Annotated in this window: 3 protein-coding genes; 2 read left to right on the forward strand and 1 reads right to left on the reverse strand. The window is 39.9% G+C overall.

Annotation, left to right across the window (positions count from 1 at the left end; genetic code table 11):
- Positions 1-93: 93 nt before the first annotated feature.
- Entirely contained in the window at positions 94-228 is a 135-nt protein-coding gene (locus ICL16_RS47880) for a PIN domain-containing protein (protein WP_420485322.1), read from the forward strand.
- Between the two features lie 134 nt (positions 229-362).
- Positions 363-1,043 (forward strand): Uma2 family endonuclease, encoded by a 681-nt coding sequence (locus ICL16_RS34335; RefSeq protein ID WP_190836067.1) that lies wholly within the window; start codon positions 363-365, stop codon positions 1,041-1,043.
- Between the two features lie 11 nt (positions 1,044-1,054).
- Here the strand turns inward: ICL16_RS34335 and ICL16_RS34340 are convergent, their stop codons facing one another.
- Complete coding sequence (locus ICL16_RS34340) at positions 1,055-1,459, reverse strand: DUF4112 domain-containing protein (RefSeq protein WP_190836068.1); 405 nt, start codon at positions 1,457-1,459, stop codon at positions 1,055-1,057.
- Positions 1,460-1,592: the final 133 nt, after the last annotated feature.

Raw genomic sequence — 1,592 nt, forward strand, 5'->3', positions numbered from 1 at the left:
TCGTAAGGGCTTTTCTCCACCTTCTATTCCTGCTGTTTCTTGACTCTTGTTTTTAGGGGGAAGTGAAAAGTTACGATTGATTTAATTATTCAGTTGCGTCAACAGCATCGCCTCAAACTACCCGATGCGATTATTGTGGCTACAGCAGTTAAATACAATGCTACCTTAGTTACATCTGACTCTCAACTAAAAAATATCCCTAATGTAAATATTTTTGATTTCGCATAACCAGAGTAACTAATAAGTTAGTTGAGATAGTCAAAGCTGAACGCCAACAACGTGTTGCTATGCTCTAATCCCACCTTACTCGTTATTGCCATATAATGTATACATTCAACTAAGGTACTGAGGTGGCTCCAACTATGACTGCCGTTGTCCCTACCCCGCCCAAACCAGAAATCTTTTACCCCAGTAGCGATGGAGAACCTTTGGCTGAAACCTACGACCATCTTTATGTGATTTTAACTACCCTAGAAGTCCTGAGACAATACTTACTAGGTCGCCAAGCCACAGTTCTTGCCGATCAATTCTTGTATTACGCTGAAGGTTTTCCAAAGTTGCGCGTTGCTCCTGATGTAATGGTTATTTATGACGTAGAACCAGGGGGAAGAGATAATTACAAAATTTGGCAAGAGAAACAAGTACCAAAAGTAATTTTTGAAATCACATCCAAAGGTACTCAGGAAGAAGATAAAAACGCCAAGAAAAACCTGTATGAAGGATTAGAAGTACAGGAATATTGGTTATTTGATCCCAAAGGCGAGTGGATTGAAGAACAGTTGCGCGGATATCGACTGCGGGGAGATAGTTATGAGTTAATCACCAACAGTCAAAGTGAAGCTTTGCAACTGCGTCTAGCTGTAGAAGGAAAATTAATAGGCTTTTACCGCTTAGATAATGGACAGAAATTGTTAATTCCTGATGAGTTAGCACAAGCATTAATGGAAGCAGAAAAACAGGCGGAACAAGAACGTCAACGTGCTGCCGAACTTGAATCTCAGCTTGCTCGTTATCGGGAACGATTTGGGGAATTACCTGAGTAAACAGCCACTATTTAAACTTGGCTAACTTGAGTTTCATGTAGTATTGAATCAACTTCTTCTAGTTCTGGTTCAACTGCCATCAGATGTTGCTCCAAAATTGCCAAATTGCGAATGTTGGATTTATAGAAAGCATCAAACAAATCACCTACTAAAGGTACTGTGCCAACGACTGTTTCCAAACCAACGTTGAAAATCATTTTCGCTAAGTCTTTAGGCGGGATGCCAAAGCGAGTGGCAAGAAAGATAATGTAAGCGGAAAATGCTGTACTAATTAAGTCACCCGCTCCAGGAACTAGACCTATAATTGGATCTATTCCAATGCGAAATTTTGTACCTGGAATACCTATGGATGTATCCATCAGGCGGCTGAGCTTACGAATGCGGTTGAGTGTGTCTAAGCGTTTAATGGTGTTCATAATTTACTATATTTTCACTAATATGAAACGCTTGTCTTGTACCGTTAGAAGGAATAATACGAAGTTGTCAAAGATAGTATCTTTACAATTCGTTAGATATTACAGAGCCAATCAAAGCCTGCGGCACCTTTAA

The sequence above is a fragment of the Iningainema tapete BLCC-T55 genome, from assembly GCF_014698965.1.
In the GTDB taxonomy this organism is placed as follows: Bacteria; Cyanobacteriota; Cyanobacteriia; order Cyanobacteriales; family Nostocaceae; genus Iningainema; species Iningainema tapete.

Bases quoted from the DNA above. Each gene is read 5' to 3' on its own strand.
- ICL16_RS34335 (WP_190836067.1), top strand. From the start codon at position 363: ATGACTGCCGTTGTCCCTACCCCGCCCAAACCAGAAATCTTTTACCCC.
- ICL16_RS34340 (WP_190836068.1), bottom strand. From the start codon at position 1,459: ATGAACACCATTAAACGCTTAGACACACTCAACCGCATTCGTAAGCTC.